Annotated in this window: 21 protein-coding genes; 19 read left to right on the top strand and 2 right to left on the bottom strand. The window is 72.4% G+C overall.

Annotated features, from left to right (window positions below; all coding sequences use genetic code 11):
• The first annotated feature begins 9 nt into the window (after positions 1 to 9).
• Both ACPPVX_RS08280 and ACPPVX_RS08275 read left to right on the top strand, forming a co-directional pair.
• The gene (locus ACPPVX_RS08280) at positions 10 to 1,479 is read left to right on the top strand and encodes an LCP family protein (protein WP_426574416.1); all 1,470 of its coding nucleotides are present in this window, start codon (positions 10 to 12) and stop codon (positions 1,477 to 1,479) included.
• Between the two features lie 72 nt (positions 1,480 to 1,551).
• Positions 1,552 to 2,613, top strand: coding sequence for a dihydrodipicolinate reductase (locus tag ACPPVX_RS08275; protein WP_426574415.1), 1,062 nt, complete (start codon positions 1,552 to 1,554; stop codon positions 2,611 to 2,613).
• 186 nt (positions 2,614 to 2,799) lie between these two features.
• On the opposite strand, the gene ACPPVX_RS08270 is transcribed toward ACPPVX_RS08275, so the two are convergent.
• Positions 2,800 to 3,036, bottom strand: coding sequence for a hypothetical protein (locus ACPPVX_RS08270; protein WP_426574414.1), 237 nt, complete (start codon positions 3,034 to 3,036; stop codon positions 2,800 to 2,802).
• 184 nt (positions 3,037 to 3,220) lie between these two features.
• Here ACPPVX_RS08270 and ACPPVX_RS08265 point away from each other — a divergent pair, with 184 nt between their 5' ends.
• The 4 genes from ACPPVX_RS08265 (at position 3,221) to ACPPVX_RS08250 (ending at position 9,122) form a co-directional block, all read left to right on the top strand.
• Positions 3,221 to 6,163 (top strand): LuxR C-terminal-related transcriptional regulator, encoded by a 2,943-nt coding sequence (locus tag ACPPVX_RS08265; RefSeq protein WP_426574413.1) that lies wholly within the window; start codon positions 3,221 to 3,223, stop codon positions 6,161 to 6,163.
• Positions 6,164 to 6,239: 76 nt separating this feature from the next.
• A complete protein-coding gene (locus tag ACPPVX_RS08260; RefSeq protein ID WP_426574412.1) occupies positions 6,240 to 6,497 on the top strand; it encodes a hypothetical protein in 258 nt (85 codons plus the stop codon).
• Between the two features lie 140 nt (positions 6,498 to 6,637).
• A complete protein-coding gene (locus tag ACPPVX_RS08255; protein ID WP_426574411.1) occupies positions 6,638 to 7,108 on the top strand; it encodes a hypothetical protein in 471 nt (156 codons plus the stop codon).
• Positions 7,109 to 7,247: 139 nt separating this feature from the next.
• Positions 7,248 to 9,122 (top strand): acyltransferase family protein, encoded by a 1,875-nt coding sequence (locus ACPPVX_RS08250; RefSeq protein WP_426574410.1) that lies wholly within the window; start codon positions 7,248 to 7,250, stop codon positions 9,120 to 9,122.
• A 30-nt stretch (positions 9,123 to 9,152) separates the two neighbouring features.
• On the opposite strand, the gene ACPPVX_RS08245 is transcribed toward ACPPVX_RS08250, so the two are convergent.
• A complete protein-coding gene (locus ACPPVX_RS08245) occupies positions 9,153 to 10,985 on the bottom strand; it encodes a flavin-containing monooxygenase (RefSeq protein ID WP_426574409.1) in 1,833 nt (610 codons plus the stop codon).
• A 133-nt stretch (positions 10,986 to 11,118) separates the two neighbouring features.
• On the opposite strand from ACPPVX_RS08245, the gene ACPPVX_RS08240 reads away from it, so the two are divergent.
• The 13 genes from ACPPVX_RS08240 to ACPPVX_RS08180 all read left to right on the top strand — a co-directional run bounded on the left by ACPPVX_RS08240 (position 11,119) and on the right by ACPPVX_RS08180 (position 21,771).
• Positions 11,119 to 12,264, top strand: a complete 1,146-nt coding sequence (locus tag ACPPVX_RS08240; RefSeq protein WP_426574408.1) for an NAD(P)/FAD-dependent oxidoreductase — start codon at positions 11,119 to 11,121, stop codon at positions 12,262 to 12,264.
• 73 nt (positions 12,265 to 12,337) lie between these two features.
• Positions 12,338 to 13,075: a DUF899 domain-containing protein gene (locus ACPPVX_RS08235; protein WP_426574407.1), complete on the top strand. Its 738-nt coding sequence runs from the start codon at positions 12,338 to 12,340 to the stop codon at positions 13,073 to 13,075.
• Positions 13,076 to 13,180: 105 nt separating this feature from the next.
• Positions 13,181 to 13,555, top strand: coding sequence for a hypothetical protein (locus ACPPVX_RS08230; RefSeq protein ID WP_426574406.1), 375 nt, complete (start codon positions 13,181 to 13,183; stop codon positions 13,553 to 13,555).
• Between the two features lie 9 nt (positions 13,556 to 13,564).
• Positions 13,565 to 14,527, top strand: a complete 963-nt coding sequence (locus tag ACPPVX_RS08225) for an ATP-binding cassette domain-containing protein (protein WP_426574405.1) — start codon at positions 13,565 to 13,567, stop codon at positions 14,525 to 14,527.
• Entirely contained in the window at positions 14,524 to 15,366 is an 843-nt protein-coding gene (locus tag ACPPVX_RS08220; RefSeq protein WP_426574404.1) for an ABC transporter permease, read from the top strand. Before ACPPVX_RS08225 ends, ACPPVX_RS08220 begins: the two co-directional genes overlap by 4 nt.
• Positions 15,367 to 15,630: 264 nt before the next feature.
• Positions 15,631 to 16,617: a hypothetical protein gene (locus tag ACPPVX_RS08215; RefSeq protein ID WP_426574403.1), complete on the top strand. Its 987-nt coding sequence runs from the start codon at positions 15,631 to 15,633 to the stop codon at positions 16,615 to 16,617.
• On the top strand, positions 16,617 to 17,381 hold the full coding sequence (locus ACPPVX_RS08210; protein ID WP_426574402.1) for a nucleotidyl transferase AbiEii/AbiGii toxin family protein: 765 nt from the start codon (positions 16,617 to 16,619) through the stop codon (positions 17,379 to 17,381). Before ACPPVX_RS08215 ends, ACPPVX_RS08210 begins: the two co-directional genes overlap by 1 nt.
• Positions 17,382 to 17,551: 170 nt before the next feature.
• On the top strand, positions 17,552 to 18,046 hold the full coding sequence (locus tag ACPPVX_RS08205; RefSeq protein WP_426574401.1) for a DUF2505 domain-containing protein: 495 nt from the start codon (positions 17,552 to 17,554) through the stop codon (positions 18,044 to 18,046).
• Between the two features lie 172 nt (positions 18,047 to 18,218).
• Complete coding sequence (locus tag ACPPVX_RS08200; RefSeq protein WP_426574400.1) at positions 18,219 to 19,913, top strand: ammonium transporter; 1,695 nt, start codon at positions 18,219 to 18,221, stop codon at positions 19,911 to 19,913.
• Between the two features lie 8 nt (positions 19,914 to 19,921).
• Positions 19,922 to 20,536 (top strand): winged helix-turn-helix domain-containing protein, encoded by a 615-nt coding sequence (locus tag ACPPVX_RS08195; protein WP_426575014.1) that lies wholly within the window; start codon positions 19,922 to 19,924, stop codon positions 20,534 to 20,536.
• An 8-nt stretch (positions 20,537 to 20,544) separates the two neighbouring features.
• The gene (locus ACPPVX_RS08190; RefSeq protein WP_426575013.1) at positions 20,545 to 20,850 is read left to right on the top strand and encodes a P-II family nitrogen regulator; all 306 of its coding nucleotides are present in this window, start codon (positions 20,545 to 20,547) and stop codon (positions 20,848 to 20,850) included.
• 9 nt (positions 20,851 to 20,859) lie between these two features.
• Positions 20,860 to 21,204: a hypothetical protein gene (locus tag ACPPVX_RS08185; protein WP_426574399.1), complete on the top strand. Its 345-nt coding sequence runs from the start codon at positions 20,860 to 20,862 to the stop codon at positions 21,202 to 21,204.
• Positions 21,205 to 21,258: 54 nt separating this feature from the next.
• Entirely contained in the window at positions 21,259 to 21,771 is a 513-nt protein-coding gene (locus ACPPVX_RS08180; protein ID WP_426574398.1) for a winged helix-turn-helix domain-containing protein, read from the top strand.
• Positions 21,772 to 21,826: the final 55 nt, after the last annotated feature.

Genomic DNA, 21,826 nt, shown 5'->3' with positions numbered 1-21,826 from the left:
GAGCGAGCGGTGAGGCTCCGTCGCGGGCACGCCCACCGCACGTGGCCCCAGCGCGGGCTGCTCGCGTTCAACTCGTTGGCCGTGGTGGTGGCGCTGGCCACCGCGGCGGTGCTGACCTACGCCAAGGTGCGCGTGGACCAGGTGCCGCGCGTCGAGCTGACCTCCGACGGGTTCAAGTCGGCCCGGGACCTCAGCCACGACGCCCCGCGCAACTTCCTGGTGGTCGGCGCCGACGACGCCACCACCATGGACCCCAACGCGCCCGAGCGGGCCGGCCGCGGCGGCGTCACCGGCATCCGCTCCGACACGATCATGGTGGTCCGCCTCGAGCCCTCCACCGGCCAGGCGCGCATCTTGTCGTTCCCGCGAGACCTCTACGTCGATCTCCCCAACGGCGGCCACGGCCGCATCAACGCCGCCCTCGAGTACGGGGGCCAGAACGCCCTGGTCGACACGCTGCAGAACAACTTCGGGATCGAGATCAACAACTACCTCCAGATCGACTTCGCCGGCTTCAAGAAGCTCGTCGACGAGGTCGACGGGGTGCCGATCTACTTCGACACGCCGGTGGGCGACGGATCCAACGAGGGCAGCTCGGGCCTCAACGTGACCACTCCGGGCTGCACCAACCTGAACGGCACCGGGGCCCTGCAGTACGTCCGGGCCCGGCACTTCTACCGGATCATCGACGGCAAGCGGGTCTACGACGGCTCCTCCGACCTCGGTCGCATCAAGCGCCAGCAGGACTTCATCCAGCGGCTGATGCGGCGGGTCATCAACCAGGGAGGCCGCAACCCCGCCCGCCTGGCGCGGTACCTCAACATCGCCACCGGCAACATCACCTTGGACCAGGGCACCACCCCCCGCGACCTGATCGACCTCGGCGCCGCGTTCCGCAACTTCGACCCGGCGAAGCTCGAGACGTTCACCATCCCGGCCACGGGCGTCTACAAGGGCGGCGCCGCGGTCCTGGAGGTCGACGCGGCGAAGGCGGCGCCCCTCCTCGCCCAGTTCCGCACGCCGGCCATCGGCCAGTACGCCGGAGCGCTCGGCGTGGCGGTGTCGGTGTCGAACGGCACCGGCCAGCTCGACCAGGGCGCGGCCATCGCCAAGACCCTCGGCGAGCGCGGCTTCACCACCACCGTCGCCCCCGACACGCCGGCCGTGACCCAGACCGAGGTCCGCTACCCGGCCCGCCTGGGCGCCCAGGCCGCGGTGGTGGCGTCGTTCCTCGATGCCGGCCCGAAGCTCGTCGAGGATCCGACCGCCACCTCAGTGGAGGTGGTCACGGGGCCCGACCTCCACGGCGTCCTCGCCAAGCCGAAGACCGTGGGAGCGGCGCCCACCACGACCACCGCCCCCACCACGACCACCACGTCGCCCGCCTCCACGTCGAGCTCCACCCCGTCGAGGAGCGTGAAGGCCGCCACCCAGGAGTACGTCCCCGGCGCGCCGCCGGCCGGGGTGTCCTGCAGCTGACCGACCGCCCCGCGACCGGCACGCCCGCACCACCCCCAGCGTCGTCGGCCGGGCCGTGCCACCATGCGGCCCATGACCGATCGCAGGATCTACCGGGTGGTGCAGTGGGCCACGGGCAACGTGGGCCGCAACGCCATCGAAGGCGTGCTCGCCCACCCCGACCTGGAGCTCGTCGGCGCCTACACCTACGACCCGGCCAAGGCCGGCCGAGACCTGGGTGAGCTGTGCGGGATCGGTCCGATCGGGGTCACCGCCACCGCCGACGTCGACGAGGTGCTGGCCATCGACGCCGACTGCGTGCTGTACGCCCCGATGCTGCCGAGCACCGACGAGGTGCTGCGCATCGTGGCGGCCGGGCGCAACCTGGTCACCCCCACCGGGTGGTTCTTCCCGTTCCACGCCCACGACGTGGCCGAGCTCGAGGGGGCCTGCCGACAGGCCGGGGTGTCGGTCCACGGCACCGGCATCAACCCCGGCGGGATCACCGAGCAGCTCCCGCTGCTGCTGTCGGGCTACTGCCGCGACATCCGCCACGTGCGCGCCGAGGAGTTCTCCGACATCCGCACCTACCCCTCGGAGTTCGTGGTGCGCGAGATCATGCTGTTCGGCAAGCCCCCCGCCGAGGCGGCCACCAGCCCGATGCTCGCGATCCTGGGCGACGGCTTCGGCCAGTCGATCGACATGGTCGCGGCCGCGCTGGGCTGGGAGCTCGACGCCGACAAGCCCGCCACCATCGACACCGCGGTGGCCACCGCCCCGATCGACACGCCCGTGGGCGTGCTCGATGCCGGGACGGTGGCGGCCCAGCGCCTCACCTGGCAGGGCACGGTCGGGGGCGAGCCGGTGATCACCGTGCGGGTGAACTGGCTGATGGGCACCGATCACCTCGATCCGGCCTGGGACTTCGGCCCCGAGGGCGAGCGCTTCGAGGTGGCGTTCGATGCCGTCCCGCCGGTGTCGGCCTCGTTCCACGGCATGCACCCGGCGTCGCTCGACGACGACCTCGACCGCAACCCCGGCATCATCGCCACGGCCATGCACTGCGTGAACAGCATCCCGGCCGTGGTCGATGCCGAGCCGGGGATCCGGACGTACCTCGACCTGCCGCTGATGCCCGGGCGCGCCGCTCGCTGACCCGCCTGCGGGCGGGGTTGGCTCGTCGGCCCGCACCTCGATGGGAGCGGGCGCCGCGCGCCAGGGGCCGGGACCCGGGGGGAGGGGAGGCGCAGCCTCCTGGCGCACGGCTTCAGATCCACTACCCACCGCGCACCCGATCGACACGAACGACCGGCCGCGAGCCGGTCGCGGGTGCCGACGACCTCAGCCGCGAGGCGGGTGGTGGCGGTGGCGGTGACGCTCGCGGATCCGCCACCCGGTGTGCACCGTCAGCCCGACCACGAGCGTGCCGCCGATGGCGACGAGGCCCCAGTGCCGGGGAGAGATGAGCCCGAGCCCGAGCGCCGGGATGCCGAACATCCAGCCCACCCAGGCGACGGACGCTCCACCCCTGGTGGCGTCCCGCACCATCCCCAGCTGGGTCTCGGGTTCCATGACCACGGGCCGACCCTACGACGGCCAGAGGACGAGGCGCCCCAGCCGTCGCCAACGTTCACCGTGGCGTAGCGTTCCGTTCGTTCAGCGAGGGAGGGCGGCGCGATGGACCTGGTGGGCTCGTTCAGCGAGGCGGCAGACGAGGCGCTGCCCCGGCACCGTCGCGCCGGCCGGAGCTGAGGGCGGCACCGTGCTGATCGGTCGGGCCGCCCTCCTGGGGTCGATCCTCGCGGCGCTCGAGCGCGGCCCGGTCGTGCTCAAGGGGCCGCCGGGCGTGGGCAAGACGTCGCTGCTGCGGGCCGTCGCCGCGGTCCGGGCGCCGGGCCTCGTCCTGGCGGGCGTCCCGGTCCTGTCGACCGTCCCGTACCTCCCGGTCCGGGTGGCCCGGCCCCATGCCGATGCCTCGTTGGCGCCCGGTCCGCTGGCGGACGCCCTGGTCGCTGCCTCCGCGGGTGATGCGGTCGCCACGATCGACGACCTCCAGTGGTGCGACGTGGACACCCTGGCGCTGGTGGGGGAGCTGGTCTACCGCCGACCGACGCTGGCCACCGTGCGGTCGGTCCCCGGTCCGGCGGGATCGCTCATCGACGACCTGGCCTCGCTGGGGACCGTGGTGGAGGTCGGGCCGCTGGATGAGGCGGCCGCCGCCGAGCTGGTGCTCGCGCTGCGACCGACGGCGTCGGTGGCCGACGTGGCGCAGTGCCTGGAGACCGGTCGGGGCCTGCCGCTCGAACTGGAGCTGGCGGCGCTCGGCCAGGGCGACGGCTGGGACGGCGTCGCCGAGGCGGTGGGGGCCCTCGACCCCGAGGCCCTCGACCTCTTGGCCGGGCTGGCGATCGCGGGCACCGATGCGGAGGCACAGGGGGCGGCCCTCCACCAGCTGGTGGGCCACGGCCTGGTCGTGCCAGTCGGCGAGGGCCGGTGGCGGCCGCGCCACGAGCGCTTCGGTGCCGCGGCGATCGACTCGATCGGGTCGGACCGGGCGGGGGAGCTGCACCGGCTGGCCGCCGGGCGCAGCACCGATCCCGCGGTGCGCGCCGTCCACCTCAGCGCGGCTGGGTGCCGAGCCGATGCGGCCCTCGCCGCGGCGCGGGCGGCCGACGAGGCGCCGACGATCTCGTCGCGAGCGCAGGCGCTCGGCATCGAGGTGGCCTGCACCGACGATCCGTCGACCGAGCTGGTCCTCCAGGCGGCCGACGCCTGGTCGCGAGCCGGCCGCTACGACGAGGCGATCGCCCTGCTCGACGCCTGCCCGGCGGCGGCGGCGGGGACCGGTGCGGCGGTCCTGGCCCGGGCGTGCTGGGCCACCACCGACATCGACCGCTGCCGCGCCGCGGTGGCCGCCACGCTCGATGCGCTCGGCTCCGACGACGGCGATCTCGCCGCCGAGATGCTGAGCATCCGGTCCCGCATCCTGTGCCGGACCGACTGGGACATCCCCGGTGCGGTGGCGGCGGCGCAGGACGGCATCGCCCGAGCCCCCGGCCCCGGCCCCGGGCTGATCGGGGCCCTCACCTCGCTGGGTCTCGCCCACCTGATGGCCGGCGAGGGCGACTGGGCGTCGGAGCTGGAGGCCGCGGGGCGGATGGCGGTGACCGAGGACGACCTGCACCAGGCGGTCGTCGTCTACGACACGGTCTTCTTCGGGCACCTCCTGTCGGGCGATCCGAGGCGCTGCCCCGAGATCGCCGACGAGGCGATCCGTGCCACCGAAGGCGCGTCGGCGGCATGGAACGGCTACTTCCGGGCCGTGTCGCTGCTGGCGCGGGTGCACGTCCTGGCCGACCACGCCGGGGTGCTGGCCGACAGCGGCCTCCTGGTGCGCCGACCGCTCACCATCAAGAGCCGCGAGGCAGCCCGCACGGCCCGGATCATGGCCCTGATCGACGGCGGCCGCGAGCTCGACGCGATCGAGCTGGCGGAGTCGTCGCTCGTGCTGGCCAGCGACGATTCGGCCCGGTCGATGGCGTCGTGGGCGCTGGCCGAGGCCGCGTGGCTCGGCGGCGAGGCGCGCCGGTCGTTCGACGTCGCCGTCGCGTCGCTGGACCTGAACGCAGCCGGGTTCGCCGGGGCCGTGAACGCGGCCCTGCTCGGGCTGTGGGCGGCGACCGACCTGGAGCTCGCTCACGACGAGCGGTTGGTGGCCGCCACCAGGTCGGGCTTCGCCAACTTCGCGGGCGTCTCGGTCGAGGCCGATGCCCTGGTGGCGCTGCCGGACGATCCGTGGGCCGCGCTCGAGCGGTTCGAGGAGGCCCAGCGCCTGTGGTCGGCGTGCGGGGTCCGCTCGGCGCTGCGCGCCCGTTGGGGTGCGGCGATCGCCGCGTACCGCGCCGGGGCGCCCGACCGCGTCGAGCTGCACCTGCGAGCGCTCGAGGCCGAGGGCCATCGGCTCGACCTCCCGTGGGTGCGCCGGCGGGTGGCGGCGGGCCTGCGCATCACCGGGCTGAAGCCCGACCCGGCCTTCACCAGCGGCGCGCCGATGCGGGCCGAGGTGCTGCGCCGCGTGGCCCGAGGCCAGACCACCCAAGCCATCTCCCGGTCGCTGGCGATCCGCCCGGCCACGGTGGAGGACCACATCCGGGGTGCGATGGTCCGCACCGGCGCCCGCACCCGCCTCCACGCCGCGGTGCTGGAGGCCACGGCCGAGGCGGCCGCCGAGGTGCGGGTGGTGCTCGCGCCCGACGGCCGCGCGTCGGTGACCAGTGCCGGGATCTCGTCGGAGAGCCGCCGGGTGCCGGTCGGGTCGCTGCCGGCCGTCCCGTGGCACCTCGGCGACGCCCCCGTGCTGGTGGGCCAGGTGGACGGGGCCGAGCAGCTGAGCGAGGCGGTGCTGGCCGTCGCCCGGGGCGCCGACCTGGATCTGACCGTGGCCTCCGGGGCCGAGCCGGTGCTGGCGGCCCTGCTCGACGGCCTTCGGCGGATCGGTCGCCAGGTCGGCGCTCCTGAGGAGGGCCTGCCGGCGCTCGACCCGGAGGACCGCAGGCTGGTCGACCTCATGGCCGACGGTCGCACCGCCGCGGAGATCGCCGCCATCCTCGGCTACAGCCGGCGGACCGTGCAGCGCCGCATGGAGCGGGTGCGCCTGACGCTCGGCGCCTCGTCCAACCGCGAGGCGGTCTCGCGCTCCCGCTGAGGTTGGCGCACTTTGGGGGTGCGCCCGGTGGCCGCTCCTTCCTACCTTCGACGTGGAGGCTGTGGAGGGAGAGGGCGTGGTGGTTCGCACGCAGAAGGTGGCGGATCCGATGACGGTCACGTGCTCGGTGCTGGCCGGCGGCCAGCAGCCGGTGCACGTCCGTCTGACCGACACGGGTGGCGACCCCGTGTCGGTCACGGTGTCCCCCGACGTGGGGGCGATCGCCCCCACGTCGGCGGCTCCTCTGCTCCACCAGGCCCTGCCGGCCCATGAGGCCGCGGCGGCGGTGGAGCGGGTGAAGACCTCGAGGGGCGCGATCGAACGGATCTCCTGACCGACCGGCTCTGCCGGTCCCACGGCGGCTGCCCCCGCCCGCCACGGTCACCCCCCTTTCACCCGTGGCGGGTGGTCGCGGCCATCGGGCCCGGGTGTCAGCGGTGCCGTTCCGATCTCCCCAAGTCGACCCTCGGCCGCGTGGGCCAGACTGCGGGGATGGAGCTCGGGCTGTTCGACCAGGTGGCGGATGCGCTGCGCGCCCTGGTCCCGCCGCAGCTCGGCACCCTCCGCACGCAGGAGCGCCGCTGGGGCGTGAAGGCGTGGTTCGACGCCGACCAGTGCCCGCGCGAGCACTACGAGGCCCAGGTCATCGGGGCCAAGCACGTGGCCGGGGCCGAGTACCTGGCGGTCGAGGTCGGCTTCCACGCCGAGCACCCCAAGGAGCCCGACAACCAGGTGGCCATGGCGGCGATCCTCGCGGGCGAGGCCACCTGGCGCCCCGAGCTCGGGCCCGAGGCGGAAGCCGGCCCGTTCCTCGGCCGCGGCGGGTGGCAGCGCGTCTCGGAGACCTGGGTCGATCCCGACCTGAGCGACCCGGAGATCTGCTTCGAGATCGCCGACCGCCTCGCCACCTACATCACGGCCATCGAGCCCCTCCGCACGTCGTGACCAGGCGCTGTGCCAGCCGAGCCGCCGCGTCGACGGCGGCTCCGGTCCACCCATTCCCCAGGCCGGCCGGCCTCGGTCGGTACCGTGCTTCGAGGAGCCGCGTGGCTCCTGCCCCCGACCCTTGGTCCCCACCTCGGCCGTGACCATCTCCACCACCACTTCCACCACCACCGAGCCGCCGGCGACGCGCGCCCGGGCCCGCATCAACGGGCTCGATGGCCTGCGCGCCATCGCGGTGATCGGCGTGCTGCTCTACCACGCCGATGTGCCCTGGGCGAAGGGCGGGTTCATCGGGGTCGACATCTTCTTCGTGCTCAGCGGGTACCTGGTCACGAGCATCGTGCTCGACGGCCTGGAGAAGCGCGGCGAGCTCGGCTTCCGCCGGTTCTGGTCGGCGCGGCTCCGGCGCCTGGCCCCGGCGCAGATCGCGCTCCTCGTGGCGGTCACGCTCACGGTGGCCATCGGGTACCGCTCCGAGCTGTCGACGCTGCGGGGCCAGGTCATCGCGGCGCTCACCGGCACCACCAACTGGTACCTGATCGCCACGCAGGGCTCGTACTTCGAGACGCTCGGCCGCCCGCCGCTGCTGCGCCACCTGTGGTCGCTGGCGATCGAGCTGCAGTTCTACCTGGTGTGGCCGCTGGTGCTGGTGGCGGCGTTCCGCCGGTTCAACGACCGGGTGCACATGATCGTCATGGCCCTGGTGGCCGCCATCTTGGCGTCCTCGGCCTACATGGCCTTCCTGTACCACCCGAACACCGACCCGACCCGGGCCTACTTCGACACGTTCGCCCGCATTGAGGCACCGCTCGTCGGCGCGCTGCTCGCCCTCCTCTGGCGCCCGCGGGCCCTGGCGCGCAGCCGGGCCGGCCAGCACGGCGCGCCGTACACGGCCCTGGCCGTCGGGGCCCTCGCCGCGCTGGTCTGGATGATGCACGTGTGCGGCGATCGCTCGGCGTTCATGTACCGCGGCGGCTTCCTCCTCACCGCCCTGCTCACCGCGGTGGTGGTGGCCGGCATCACGCACCCGAACGGGTCGATCGGTGGCAAGCGGGGCCTGGGCGGCCCGGCCATCGTGGCCATCGGCCTGCGCTCGTACGGGCTGTACCTCTGGCACTGGCCGGTGTTCGTCCTGCTGCGGCCCCGCATCGATGTCGGCTGGTCGTGGGGCGTGGTCTTCGTGGTCCGCATCGTCGTCACCGTCGTCCTGGCGGAGACCTGCTATCGGCTGATCGAGAGGCCGTGGCACAGCCGTGCTCCCGACGCGTCGCTCGCCGGCGTCAAGCGGCGCCTGGCCCACCCCAGCCGCCTCGCACCGGCGCCGCGGTTCCTCACCATCGGCTCGGTCGTGGCCATCGGCATCTCGCTCGTGATCCTGGCCGTCCCGCACCAGCCCAAGGACGCCATCGGCGACTCGCTGCGCGCCGGCGAGGCCGCCCTGGCCGACAACCCCGGCACCGTGCCCAAGGGTTCGGTCACCACCACCGTGCCCGGGGCCACCACCGACCCGAACGCCACCACCACCACGGCGGTGCCCGGCACCGCGCCGGTCACGCTCATCGGCGACTCCGTGATGGTGGGCGCCGCGCCCGACGTCATGGCGGCGTTCGGGCCCCGCGCCAACATCGACGCCAAGGTGTCCCGTCAGGCCGACGCCATCCCGCCGATCCTGCGCCAGCTCGCCTCCCAGGGCCAGCTCGCCGGCACCGTGGTCATCCAGGTCGGGATCAACGGCACGGTCACCGAGGAGAACCTCCGCGACATGCACGATGCGGTCGCCGGCCGCCGCATGATCATCCTCAACGCCCGCGTCCCGCGGTCGTGGGAGACGGCCAACAACGCGCTGGTGGAATCGCTGGTGCCCACGCTGTCGAACTCGAGCTACATCGACTGGTACTCGGCGTCCGACGGCCACCGCGACTGGTTCCTCAACGACGGCGTGCACCTCACCGAGCCCGGCCGCCTCGCCTACGCCGACATCATCCGCGCCAAGGTCGACGGCAAGAAGAAGTAGCTCGGCCCGGTCGGCTCCGGCTCGGCCCGATCAGGCGCGGGGCGGTCGGAACTCCAGGCCCTCGAAGCGGCCCGAGGTGCGCCAGGCGTCGATGAGCTGGAAGAACGGGACGGCCCCGGCGGGGTAGCCGCTGAAGTTCAGGCGCTCGCGCCGGCCCAGCGCCTGGCCCTCGTTGTTGTAGTAGCCGGGGGTGCAGTCCTGGTTGCCGAAGATCCCGGTGACGCCGGTGTCGAGCTGGGTCACCCAGTCCTGCTCGGCCGCCTCGGTGACCTCGACCTGCTCGGCGCCGACGGCCTCGGCGTGGGCCACCACCTTGGCGATGGTGGTGCCGGCCTCGGTGAGGTTGCTGGTGATGTTGGACACCAGGTTGGCGCCCTGCGACGCGCCCACCAGGAACAGGTTGGGGAACCCGTGGACGTGGATGCCGTGCAGGCTCTGCATGCCGTCATCCCAGTGCTCGGTGAGCGTCTCGCCGTCGCGGCCGGTGGTCTCGAAGCCGGCGCGGCGGGCCAGCCCGGTGCCCACCTCGAAGCCCGAGGCGAACACGAGGCAGTCGAGCTCGTAGTGGACGCCGCCGACCCACACGCCGGTCTCGTCGATGCGCTCGACGCCCTTGCCGTCGGTGTCGATCAGGTGCGCACCGGGCTCGTTGTAGGCCTGGAGGTACTCGTCGTGGAAGCACGGCCGCTTGCAGAGCTGGCGGTACCAGGGCTTGAGCCCTTCGGCGGTCGCCGGGTCGGCGACGATGGCGTCGACGCGCGCGCGGATCTCGGTCATCTTCTCGTCGTCGCTGTCGGCGAACGCCTGGGCCACCAGCTCGGGGGTGAGCTCGGCGCCCTCCTTGCTGACCTCGGCGACGACGCGGTCGCGGATCCGCTGGGAGATGTCGGTCCAGCCGTCCTTCACCAGGTCCTCGTCGGCGAACCCGCCGGTCTGGAGGGTGGCGAAGTTGAGGAGCCACTCGCGCTGCCACCCCGGCCCGAGGGCGGCGAAGGCGTCGGGGTCGATGGGCTGGTTGTTGCGGACGTCGATCGACGAGGGCGTGCGCTGGAAGACGAACAGCTCGCCGGCGTCGCGCGCCAGGTAGGGGATGCACTGCACGGCGGTGGCACCGGTGCCGATGATGCCGACGCGCTTGTCGGCGAGGCCGGTCATGGGATCGCCCGCGGGGCTGCCGCCGGTGTAGCCGTAGTCCCAGCGGCTGGTGTGGAAGCGGTGGCCGGCGAAGGTCTCGATCCCGGGGATGCCGGGGAGCTTGGGGCGGTGCAGCGGCCCGGTGCCCATGGCCACGTACTTGGCGCGGAACTCGTCGCCGCGGTCGGTGCGGACGATCCACCGTGACGCGGCCTCGTCCCACGTGAGGTCGGTGACCTCGGTGGAGAACAGGGCGTGGTCGTAGAGCCCGTACTGCTTGGCGATGCGCTGGGCGTGGGCGAAGTTCTCGGGCGCCCGCGTGTACTTGGCGCTGGGCATGTGCCCGGTCTCCTCGAGCAGCGGCAGGTAGATCATCGCGGCGGTGTCGCACATGGCGCCCGGGTAGCGGTTCCAGTACCAGGCGCCGCCGACGTCGCCGCCGCCCTCGATCAGGCGGACGCTGTCGATGCCGGCGTCTTTCAGGCGGGCGCCGGTGGTGAGCCCGGCGAAGCCGCCGCCCACGAACGCCACGGTCACCTCGTCGTGCACCGGGTCGCGCTCCACCCGCTCGACGTAGGGGTCGTCGGTGAGGTGGGCGAAGGGACCGACGGGCTGGACGTACTGGTCGTTGCCATCGGGCCGAAGGCGCTTGGCCCGCTCCTCGGCGTACCTGGCGCGCAGGGCGGCCTTGTCGAGCAGCGCCTCGGCCCCCGGGGTTTGTGCACTCATGGTGCAAGTTTCTCACACCTGCCGGTCCCCGTGCAGGTCGGTGGGGGCGTCGCTCGGAGCGGAGGGCGCCGGACCCCGCCTAACCTCAGGCGCCTGGAGGGCAGGTGCTGCGCTCCCGACGAGGAGGAACATCATGCGGGTCCTGGTGCTCGGTGCCGGCTTCGGTGGGCTGGAGCTCACCGCCACGCTGTCGGAGGAGCTCGGCGACGACGTCGAGATCGTCCTGATCGACAAGGGGGAGGGCTTCGTCTTCGGCTTCTCCAAGCTCGACGTGATGTTCGGGCGGCTGGAGCCCGAGGCGGTGGTGCACCCCTACCGAGACCTGGTGAAGCCGGGCGTGCAGTTCGTCCAGACCACCATCCGGTCGATCGACCCCCAGGCCCGGCGGGTGGAGACCGATGCCGGTCCGTTCGAGGCCGACGTGATGGTGGTGGCGCTCGGCGCCGACCTGCACCCCGAGGCCACGCCCGGCCTGGTCGAGGGGGGCAACGAGTTCTACACGGTCGCCGGCGCGTTCGCCCTGCGAGACGTGCTGGCCGCGTTCGATGGCGGGCGGGTGATCGTGGGCGTGTGCTCCACCCCGTTCAAGTGCCCGCCGGCGCCGAGCGAGACGGCGCTGCTGGTCCACGACCTGCTCACCACGAAGGGTGTGCGCGACCGCTCCGAGGTGGCCCTCGTGATGCCGCTCCCGGTGCCGATCCCGCCGTCGCCCGATGCCTCGGCCGCCCTGCTCACCGCCTTCGAGGAGCGGGGGATCAGCTTCCACCCCGGCACCCTCGTGGACCACCTCGATCCCGACCGCAAGGTGGCGGTCATGGCCGACGGCGCCGAGATGCCCTACGACCTGTTCCTCGGCATCCCCACCCACCGGGCGCCGGAGGTGGTCCAGGCGTCGGGCCTGTGCGTCGACGGCTGGATCCCGGTCGACCCGCTCACGCTCGAGACCTCGTTCCCCGGCGTCTACGCGGTGGGCGACGTCACCAGCGTGGGGACGCCCAAGGCCGGCGTGTTCGCCGAGGGCCAGGCCTCCGTGGTGGCCGCCGCGCTCATCGCCCAGCACCGCGGCGAGGGCAGCGACACCACCTACGACGGACGGGGAATCTGCTACCTGGAGTTCGGCAACGACCAGGTGGCGCTGGTCGACGTCACGTTCGTCAGCGGCCAGGCGCCCGTCGGCTCGATGGTGGCGGCCTCGCACGAGAACTCGCTCCAGAAGACCGAGTTCGGCACGTCCCGCGTCCGCCGCTGGTTCGGCCGGGAGTGGTCGGCCGACGCCTGACCCGCCGCCCGCGCCGATGAGGTGCGGGCCCCCGGCACGTCTACCTACCGAACCCGACGGGAAGGAAGACGTCATGGCGCTGCCCAAGATCGTCTCGCAGTCCGAGTGGCGCGCCGCACGCGTCGACCTGCTCCAAGAGGAGAAGGCCATGACGAGGGCCCGGGACGCGCTCAACACCAAGCGGCGCGAGCTGCCGATGGTCCGCATCGAGAAGGACTACCGCTTCGAGGGCCCGGACGGGGAGGTGGCCCTGCTCGACCTGTTCGAGGGCCGGCGCCAGCTCATGGTGAGCCACTTCATGTTCGACCCCGGCTGGGACGAGGGCTGCCCGAGCTGCACCGCCGGCGCCGACGAGGTGTCCGACGGCCTGCGCCGCCACCTGGCCGTGCGCGACACGACGCTGGCCTTCGTCTCCCGGGCGCCGCTGGCCAAGATCGAGGCCTACCGGGCGGCCAAGGGGTGGACCTTCCCCTGGTACTCGTCGTTCGGCAGCGACTTCAACTACGACTTCCACGTCACCCTCGACGCCGCGGTGGCCCCCGTCGAGTGGAACTTCAAGGACCAGGCCGAGCTCGAGGCCGACAACCCGGCGTGGGCGGGCTGGTCGGGCGAGCAGCCCGGCATGACGTGCTTCCTGCGGGTCGGCGACGACGTCTTCGAGACGTACGCCTCGTTCGCCCGCGGCGCCGAGGCCACGGGCGGCTCGTACGCCTACCTCGACCTCACCGCGCTCGGCCGCCAGGAGGACTGGGAGGAGCCCGCCGGGCGGGCCGGATCGGCCCGCGCCGCCGTCCCCGACTTCGCCTCCTGAGCACCTGACGCGTCCCTGCCGCGTCCATGCGACGAGGTGGGTGCCGGGTTGCGTCGCAGCGTGCCAAGATGCCGTTCCACCCCACGAACACGAGAGTTGAGGGCCATGCCCGAGCAGAGCGACGCACCCACCGGCGAAGAGGTCGAGATCGACAGCGACGTGACCGTCGACGTCTACGACGTCGATGGCGACGGCACGGCCGACACGGTCGTCGTGACCGAGACCAGCGTGGTCGACGTCGACGGCGACGGCGTCCCCGACATCGTGCAGCAGACCGTCACCACCGCGATCGACGTCGACGGCGACGGCGTCCCCGACATCATCGACCAGGTCACCACCACGGCGATCGACGTCGACGGCGACGGCGAGATCGACATCATCGACTCCGTGACCACCACCGGCATCGATGTCGATGGCGATGGCGAGCTCGACGAGATCGAGGTCACCGAGGCCACCTTCGTCGCCGAAGACGAGGCCTGAGGATCTGACGTGAGGGCGCCGACCGCTTCTGACATCGTCATCGAGACGGTAAGCCTGACGAAGGTCTACCCCGGCGACGTCAAGGCGGTCGACGCCCTCAACCTCTCCGTGCACCGCGGGGAGATCTTCGGGCTGCTCGGCCCGAACGGCGCCGGCAAGACCACCACCGCCGGCATGCTCACCACGCGGGTCGTGCCCACGTCGGGCTCGGCCATCGTCGGCGGGATCGACGTCTGGGCCCAGCCCTCCAAGGCCAAGTCGCTCATCGGCGTGGTCCCGCAGAGCAACACGCTCGACCGCTCGCTCAGCGTCCGCGACAACCTGGTCTTCCACGGCCGGTTCTTCGGGATGCCCGCCAAGACGGCCAAGGCCGAGGCCGACGACCTGCTCGGGAAGTTCCGCCTCAGCGAGCGGGCCGACGCCCCCGTGCTCGCCCTCTCCGGCGGCATGGCCCAGCGGCTGATGGTCGCCCGGGCCGTGATGCACCGCCCGGCCGTGCTGTTCCTCGACGAGCCCACCGCCGGCCTCGACCCGCAGAGCCGCATCGCCATGTGGGAGATCCTGGGCGAGCTCCACACCGACGGCCAGACCATCCTCCTCACCACGCACTACATGGAGGAGGCCGACGAGCTCTGCAGCCGGGTCGCCATCATCGACCACGGCTCCATGCTCGCCCTCGACACGCCCGACGCGCTGAAGGCCTCGACCGGCGTCGACACGGTCGTCACCATCACCGCCGAAGGAGACCTCGACGACCTGGCCCAGGTGCTGCACCAGGGGATCAACGGCGCCACCGCCGCCACCGTGGTCGACGGCACCGTCCTGCTCGAGGTCAACGGAGCGGCCGGCGTGCTGCCCGCCGTCGTGCAGCTGGCCGACGACAAGGGCCACACCGTCCGAGACCTCTCCATCAACGAGCCCACGCTCGAGACCGTCTTCATCAAGCTCACGGGGAAGGACCTGCGCGAATGACCACCGTCGCCACTGCACCCACCACCGCGGCGCTGCCCGAGGCGCCCAGCGTCTCCGTCGGCGGCGCCTTCCTCGCACTGCTCGCCCGCGACTTCTACGTGCTGCGCCACAACCTCAAGGAGTTCATCCCCCGCACGGTGCTCCAGCCGCTGCTGCTGGTGTTCGTGTTCACGTACGTGTTCCCCAAGATCGGCCAGGGGATCGGCGGTTCGGCCGGCGGCAGCTCGGCGTTCTCCACCATGCTCGTCGCCGGCGTCCTCGCCAGCGTGATCCTGTTCCAGGGCATCCAGTCGGTCGCCCTGCCGCTCGTGTCGGAGTTCGGGTACACCCGCGAGATCGAGGACCGGGTGCTCGCCCCGCTGCCGGTCGAGCTGGTCGCCGTCGAGAAGGTCGTGGCCGGCGCCCTGCAGTGCGTCATCGCCGCCCTGATCGTGTTCCCGATCGCCTACTTCGTGCCGGCCGAGCCGGTGCACATCACCTACCACTGGTGGGTGCTGCTCACGCTCGGGCCGCTCGCCTGCGTGGCCGCCGCCTCGCTGGGGCTCATGTTCGGCACCATGTTCGACCCGCGCACGGTGCCGCTGCTGTTCGGCATCATCGTCGTGCCGCTCACCTTCCTCGGCTGCATCTACTTCCCGTGGAAGAGCCTCGAGGCCATCCGGTGGCTGCAGATCGCGGTGCTCGCCAACCCGCTCGTCTACATGAGCGAAGGCCTCCGGGCCGCCCTCACGCCGGTGCCGCACATGTCGCTGCTCGCCATCTTCCCCGTGCTGCTGGCCTTCACGGCCTTCTTCCTGTGGCGCGGCATCGAAGGCTTCAAGCACCGCGTCCTCGCCTAGCCGTCCGGCTGGGGCCCGGTCTCGTCGGACCCCACCGCGCCCCGGCGCCCCCGCCTCGGCGCCCCGGCACCGCTGCCCGCGGCGCGGCCTCTGGGCCCGATCGCGCCGGCTGCGCGCGTTCCCACCAGCGGTCCCGGTGCCGGGTGTGGCCCTGGTGGGTGGTCTGGGCCTAGCACCGCGGGGTGCTGCATTCGGTGTTCGTGACGGCGCGAACGGGATCGCTTGGCAGAAGGCGGGAGGTGGGATACCCTATGTTCTGTGTTCGTGACGGCACGTACAGAGGAACAGCGGCAACTGCTGGGCGACATCGCCGAGGCGGCGTCGGCCCTCGACATCGACGCGCACTTCGACGGTGAGGCCCTGGTGGTCGACGGCACCCGCCTGCTGCCCCAGATCGTGCGCCGCGCCCACCCCACGCCGGCCGACCTGAGCCAGCTCATCGCTGAAGCGCCCGGCAAGCTCCCCGCCATGGTGGTGGCCGACCGCATCAGCGATGCGGGCCGAGACGTGCTGCGCCGGGCGGGCTGGGGCTGGCTCGATCGCCGCGGGCACCTGCGGCTGTGGGCGTCGGGGGTGCGCGTCGAGTCCGACCTGCCGTCGTCGGCCGCCACCGCGGGGCGGAGCGGGCCGGTCAACGCCTGGACCACCGTCGGCATGGAGATCGCCCTCGCCGCCCTGTGCGATCCGGAGGCGCCGGTCACCGCCCGGCGCGTGGCGGCGGTGATCGGGCGCAGCGTCGGGGCCACCCACGAGCTCATCGGCCGGTTCGTCGAGCTGGGCCTGGTCGGGCGCCAGACCCACCTGGCCCTCCTGCCCGACCTGTTCTGGGAGGCGTCGGCCCGCTGGCCCGACGGCGGCTGGATCGGGCTCCCGGTCGGGCTGGCCGAGGTGGCCGAGCGCGTCGGCGGGTCGGAGCTGGTCCGCGTCGACGAGCGGGCGGCCACGTTCGGCGGCGCCCGCATCACGGCGGCCGGCGACCTCCCGGCGCGCTGCTACGTGCGCTCGGCCTCGGCGCTGCGCCGGGCCCGCGCCCTGGCCGAGCGGCGCCCCGACGACCGCGAGGAGCCGGTGCGCTGCTGGGTCCGGGCCTCGCCGATCACCTGGCTCCCGCTCAACGAGGAGCACCCGCCCGACGCCGAGCACCCGTGGGGCATCGGCCACCCGCAGCTGTGCGCGCTGCGCCTGGCCGCCGACCCGTCCCGCGGGCGCGAGATCGTCGAGGCGTGGGGCATCGTGCCGGGGACCGACTGATGCCGGCCGCGCTGCCGGTCGTGCTGTCGGGCCGGCGGGGCGGCACCACGCACCGGGAGGTGGAGCTGCTGGCGTCGCTGCCGCCCGAGCTGCGCCTCATCGGTGGGCTGGCCGTCATGTGCCGCGTGGGCTCGCCGCACCGGGCCACGATCGACCTCGACGCCGTCGCCCGCAACCTCGACGGCATCCACCCCGACCTGCTGCGCCTGGCGCTCACGGCAGCGGGGGGCGGGCAGTACCGCTTCGCCGGCGACCTCGACCTCGACGTGATCGACGTGACCCTCCTGCCCACCGACGAGCTGCTCGAGGTGCTGCTGGTCGACGGCGGCGAGCTCACCGACCTGGAGCTCAACGTGGTGGCGCACACCTGGGCCCACGACACCGCCGCGCCGCTCGACATCGTGGCGGTCGACGACGAGACCGGGGCCCGCCTGGCCGAGGCACCGGGCCGCCTGGTGGCCACCGCCGCGGGCATCGTGGCCATGAAGGCCACCACCATCCCCCTGCGGGCCTCGTCGAAGCCCGAGAAGCGGTCGTCCGACCTCTACGACCTCGGCCGGCTGCTGGTGGCCGGCCGGCTCGAGCCGGCCGACCTCCAGGCCCTGCCCGAACCGCTCGGCTCGCGGGTGGCCGCTCGCCTCCGCCAGTGGTTCGTGAGCGGTGCCGGCCGGGACCGCACCTACCGCGACGTCCGCCGCTTCGACGAGCCCCTGCTCGACCTCGATGCCGCGGCCGACGCCGTCGAGGACCTCGTCGGCGCCTGAGCCACGGTCCACCGGCCCGCCCTCCCTGGCCCGTCCCACGAGCCCGCCCGGTGATGATCACCACCCGGGCCGAGGTGCTCGGGGCAGACTTCGGGGCCGATCAGTGGCGGCGGTGGACCGCGCCACCACCTCGATCGCCGAAACGATGCAACCCGCCTGAGGAGGCCACCATGGAGCTCACCTTCACCCACCGCTTCGACGCGTCGATCGACGAGCTGTGGGCCATGGTCCACGATCCGGCCTCCCACGTCGCCAAGTTCACGAGGATGGGCCACCGCGACCTGGAGGTCCTGGCCGAGGAGGTCGGTGACGACGCCCTCGACATCACGATCCGCCGCCAGGTCGACATCGACGTGCCGTCGATCGCCTCGAAGTTCATCAGCCCGGCCAACACGGTCACCTCGGTCGACCACTGGAAGCGCGCCGCCGATGGCTCCTGCGCCGGTCACTACGAGGTCGACATCAAGGGCGCACCGGCGCAGACGCGCGGCACCACGCGCATCGTGGCCGACGGCGACGGGGCCAGCTACACCGTCGTGCTCGACGTGAAGGTGAAGGTCCCGATGGTCGGCGATCGCATCGCCAAGGCGCTGCGGCCGCAGCTCGAAGCGCAGATGCTCCAGGAGTTCGAGGCCTCGGAGGCGTGGCTGGCGGGTGAGCGGTGACGCTCCCTGACCTGCGCTCGCCACGGGTCTGACACCGACCTGAACCGCTGGTCACCAAGGGTGACGGCTACCTGACACCCCTCCCGCGCGTCAGGTTTCTGTCAGAGAACCGCCTGATTGCTGTTACCAAGAGCGCACAACGGTGAAATCCGCGGTCCGTACGTTGCCCGCCATGAACACCTTCCGACTCCCATGGTCCGGTGAGGTGGCGGGTTCGCTCGCCCTCTCCGGCGCCGACATCGACCACGCACCACCAGGCACGCGCCGCGGCCTCTTCGGACGACAGCGTCCCGAGCGGATGCCCGTCAGCGCGTTCAAGAACAGCAAGGAGGTGCGGAAGAACTTCGGCATCTTCCTCGCCGCCAAGATGATCAGCCTGGCGATCGTGGCCGGCGTGCTGATGCTGTTCATGTACCTGTTCGAGACCCGGGCCGGCGCCTCGCCCATGCAGGCCGAGCCCAAGGCCGCCGACCTGATCAACCCCATCAACACGATGTGGGTGCTCGTCACCGCCTTCCTGGTGTTCTTCATGCAGGCGGGCTTCATGGCCCTCGAGGCCGGCTTCGCCCGGTCCCGAGAATCCGTCAACATCATGATGGAGTGCATCTTCGACACCTGCTTGTGCGGCCTCCTCTGGACCGCCTTCGGGTTCGCCTTCATGTTCGGTGTCGGCAACGGCCTCATCGGCCACAGCCAGTTCCTGCTGCACCACACCACCGCTGATTGGAACGGCACGGGCATCGCGTTCTTCGCCTTCGTCCTGTTCCAGTTCGCCTTCGCCGACACCGCCTCCACGGTCACCTCCGGTGCCATGGTCGGGCGCACCTCGTTCAAGGGCGACATCCTCTACAGCTTCGTGGTCTCGGGCTTCATCTACCCGATCTTCGGCCACTGGGTCTGGGGTCCGGGCGGCTGGCTCGGCAACACCATGGGCTGGTTCAACGGCCTCGTGCCCGACGGGATCGTCTTCCGTGACTTCGCCGGCTCCACCGTGGTGCACACCGTCGGCGCCGTCATCGCCCTCGCCGGTGCGGTCGCCCTCGGCCCGCGCCTCGGCCGCAAGTTCGCCAAGGACGGCGGTGGCCCCACGGCTCCGCACGACATCAACATCGCCGCCATCGGCGCGGTCATCCTCTGGTTCGGCTGGTACGGCTTCAACCCCGGCTCCACCCTCTCCGCCATGGACTGGGAAGGCATCGGGCGAGTCGCCTGGAACACCACCATCGCCGCCTGTGCCGGCGGCATGGTCGCCGTCTTCTTCGTCTACCCCCGCAGCAAGAAGTGGGATGTGGGCATGGCCATCAACGGCTTCCTCGGTGGCCTCGTGGCCATCACCGCCCCCTGCTACTGGGTCGGGCCCTGGGAAGCGATCCTGATCGGCGGCATCGCCGGCATCTTGGTGCCGCTCGGCGTCGACCTGCTGGAGCGGCTCCGCATCGACGATCCGATCGGCGCCGTGCCGGTCCACGGCATCTGCGGCATCTGGGGGACGATCAGCATCGGCCTCCTCGCCACCGGCCAGTACGGCATCCCGACAGCGACGGGGGCCGACAACAGCACGCCGATCGAGGGCTTGTTCCACGGCGGTGGGACCGGTCAGCTGATCGCCCAGTGCATCGGGTCCCTGTCGTGCCTCGTGGTGGTCGGAGCGGTGGCCTTCGCCCTGATGTTCGCCCTCCGCAAGCTGCCCGGATCGTGGAACCTGCGCCTGCCGGAGGCCGAGGAGCTCGAGGGCATCGACATCGTCGAGCACGGCCTCCCCGCCTACCACATGGAGTTCGGTGCGGGCTTCGCCTACACCACCTACTCCGGCAAGCCGGTACCGGAATCCTCGCCTGAGGTGTCGTCCGAGACCGAGACGGTCTGACCGTGTCGATGAGCACCGGAGCGTCGGGCCTGGCAGTGGCCCGGCGCTCCGCGCCCACCGTCGAGGTCCTCCGCTGGCCGGCCCAGGCCGACCGGCGACCGGACCTGGTGGCCAGCGGCCGCCCGTGCCTCTGGGTGCTCGACACGGCGGAGCTCCCGCCGGCCGTGGGTCCGCTCGAAGACTGGGCTCGAACCACCGATGGCGAACGGGACGTGGCGGCTCGGGTGCACCGGCTGGCGGGGCTCGCCCCCGACGCCCGCACCCTGGCACCGGGTGAGGCTTGTGTCGACGGGGATGGGATGCTCCACTTCGGTGGCCAGCGCATCTCCATCCCTCCGACCGAGGCCACCCTGCTCGACCGGCTCGCCACCACCCCCGAACGCGTCGTCAGCCGAGACGAGCTCGGCCGTCTCCTGTGGGACGGCCAACCCAGCAACCGCAGCTCTCTCACCAGCCGGATCCACACCCTGCGCAAGCGGCTTCGGCCGGTGGGGCTCAGGATCCACGCCATCCGCGGCCACGGCTTCCTGCTCGCCGCGGATCCGGTACAACCCATCGAACCCGTCAGCGTGCGGGAACCAACAAGGAGGACCTCGTGGTCCAGCTCGTCACAGCCATCGTGAAGCCGTTCATGCTCGAAGACGTGAAGACCGCCCTGCGGACCTTCGGCGTCCAGGGCATCACGGTCAGCGAGGTCCAGGGGTACGGCCGCCAAGGCGGCAAGACCGAGACCTTCCGGGGCTCGGAGTACACCGTCGACTTCGTCCCGAAGGTCCGCATCGATGTCGTCGTCAAGGCCGACCAGGTCGACGGAGTGTTCACCGTCTTGGCCGACGCGGCCCGAACCGGCAAGATCGGTGACGGCAAGATCTGGGCGACCGAGGTCACCCAGATCATGCGGGTCCGCACATCGGAAGTGGGTGACGACGCCATCTAGGGCGATGTCATGAAGCGCAGGGATGGCAGGGAGAACTGGTGGCGTCCAGCGGGCCTCGTGCTCGTCGCGATCGTCGCCGCCTTCTCCCTGCCATCCGGCGTCCTGGGCCCCTCGTCGTCGGGGGTCCACCGGGCCGAGCAGGCCCAGCTGCAGCGGGCCCACCCCGATGCCAGCACGATCGCTCCCCGTGCCTCCCGCCGGCCCTGGTCGGGTCTGGAGGTGCACCTCCCGGCGGCCGCGCTGCTGGTCGCGGTGCTCTCGCTGCTCGGGCTCGTGGTGCTCGGCCCCGCCGGTCGGCCCACCTGGTCGCCCGCCCTCGTCCCCGTGTCCCGGGGGCCGCCTTCGTTGCGCTGAACCTCACCGTTCACCGCTGATCTCGGGCCTGGCCCGAGCAACGAAAGGCATCCCATGACCACGTTCGCCCCTGGCGAATCTCCCATCGCCCTCGTGCGCTGGCCCGAAGAGGCCGACCGCCGTGCTGCGCTCGCCGAAGCCGGCCGACCCCGGCTGCTGCTGCTCGAGCCCGGCGCGGCCCCACCGTCGAGCTGGGACCAACTCGAGGACTGGACCCGGCTGCCGGCCGACCCGGTCGAGCTCGAAGCCCGGATGGCCACGCTCCTGCAGCGGGTGCCGGCCGATCGGCCCGCCCCGCTCCTCGACGGCGACGGGGTCCTGCGCCACGGCGCCGGCTGGGTGGCGCTCCCCCCGGTCGAGGCCCGGATCACGGCGGCGCTCCTGGCGCGGCCCGACGCGGTCGTGGCCCGCCAGGACCTGCTCGACGCCGGCTGGCCCGCGGGCCCGGGCTCCCGGTCCGGCTCCAACATCCTCGACGGCCGGATCAAGCTCCTGCGCCGCCGCCTCGCCAAGGTGGCGATGCAGATCCACACGGTCCGCGGCGTGGGGTTCGTGCTCACCTACTGAGCCGTCCGGGCCGGGACCGCAACCTATTGGCACAGCGTGTGCCAGGAGTAAGGTC

The sequence above is a fragment of the Aquihabitans sp. McL0605 genome (assembly GCF_049993875.1).
Classification (GTDB): domain Bacteria; phylum Actinomycetota; class Acidimicrobiia; order Acidimicrobiales; family Iamiaceae; genus Aquihabitans.
The sequence above is the reverse complement of the archived record's forward strand: the minus strand, read 5'-3'. Positions and strand labels throughout refer to the sequence as shown.

Excerpts from the sequence above, each read along its gene's own strand:
- ACPPVX_RS08210 (WP_426574402.1), top strand. The coding sequence starts at position 16,617 with ATGCCGGCCGCGCTGCCGGTCGTGCTGTCGGGCCGGCGGGGCGGCACC.
- ACPPVX_RS08235 (WP_426574407.1), top strand. The coding sequence starts at position 12,338 with ATGGCGCTGCCCAAGATCGTCTCGCAGTCCGAGTGGCGCGCCGCACGC.
- ACPPVX_RS08240 (WP_426574408.1), top strand. The coding sequence starts at position 11,119 with ATGCGGGTCCTGGTGCTCGGTGCCGGCTTCGGTGGGCTGGAGCTCACC.
- ACPPVX_RS08180 (WP_426574398.1), top strand. The coding sequence starts at position 21,259 with ATGACCACGTTCGCCCCTGGCGAATCTCCCATCGCCCTCGTGCGCTGG.
- ACPPVX_RS08185 (WP_426574399.1), top strand. The coding sequence starts at position 20,860 with ATGAAGCGCAGGGATGGCAGGGAGAACTGGTGGCGTCCAGCGGGCCTC.
- ACPPVX_RS08220 (WP_426574404.1), top strand. The coding sequence starts at position 14,524 with ATGACCACCGTCGCCACTGCACCCACCACCGCGGCGCTGCCCGAGGCG.
- ACPPVX_RS08195 (WP_426575014.1), top strand. The coding sequence starts at position 19,922 with ATGAGCACCGGAGCGTCGGGCCTGGCAGTGGCCCGGCGCTCCGCGCCC.
- ACPPVX_RS08200 (WP_426574400.1), top strand. The coding sequence starts at position 18,219 with ATGAACACCTTCCGACTCCCATGGTCCGGTGAGGTGGCGGGTTCGCTC.
- ACPPVX_RS08190 (WP_426575013.1), top strand. The coding sequence starts at position 20,545 with ATGCTCGAAGACGTGAAGACCGCCCTGCGGACCTTCGGCGTCCAGGGC.
- ACPPVX_RS08245 (WP_426574409.1), bottom strand. The coding sequence starts at position 10,985 with ATGAGTGCACAAACCCCGGGGGCCGAGGCGCTGCTCGACAAGGCCGCC.
- ACPPVX_RS08205 (WP_426574401.1), top strand. The coding sequence starts at position 17,552 with ATGGAGCTCACCTTCACCCACCGCTTCGACGCGTCGATCGACGAGCTG.
- ACPPVX_RS08275 (WP_426574415.1), top strand. The coding sequence starts at position 1,552 with ATGACCGATCGCAGGATCTACCGGGTGGTGCAGTGGGCCACGGGCAAC.
- ACPPVX_RS08230 (WP_426574406.1), top strand. The coding sequence starts at position 13,181 with ATGCCCGAGCAGAGCGACGCACCCACCGGCGAAGAGGTCGAGATCGAC.